Genomic DNA, 283 nt, shown 5'->3' with positions numbered 1-283 from the left:
ATTCCACCGCGTTCAAACGCAGGATATTGGGAAAAGGGTCATCCGAGAAATAAAGCGGTTGACGCATTGAAGTCTGGAACATTAAAGCAATGGAAAGTTGACAATGATTACCATCAACGCTCATTATCGGAAACGGCGATGTATCGTTATAAACAACTCATCAGTAGCAAGTTAAGCTTACGTGATTACAATGCACAGGTCGGAGAAGCGTTGGCTGGCGTCAAGGCGATGAACAAAGTTATTGGGCTAGGTATGCCTGTTCGACAGGCAACGAAATAAAACT

Annotated in this window: 1 pseudogene; it reads left to right on the top strand. The window is 43.8% G+C overall.

Going from position 1 to position 283, the window contains the following annotated elements:
- A pseudogene (locus Q0791_RS25155) lies at positions 1–279 on the top strand (IS5/IS1182 family transposase); the annotation flags it as partial.
- Positions 280–283 lie beyond the last annotated feature (4 nt).

The organism is uncultured Shewanella sp. (assembly GCF_947495455.1).
Taxonomy (GTDB): Bacteria; Pseudomonadota; Gammaproteobacteria; order Enterobacterales; family Shewanellaceae; genus Shewanella.
This window is presented reverse-complemented; position numbering and strand designations above follow the sequence as displayed.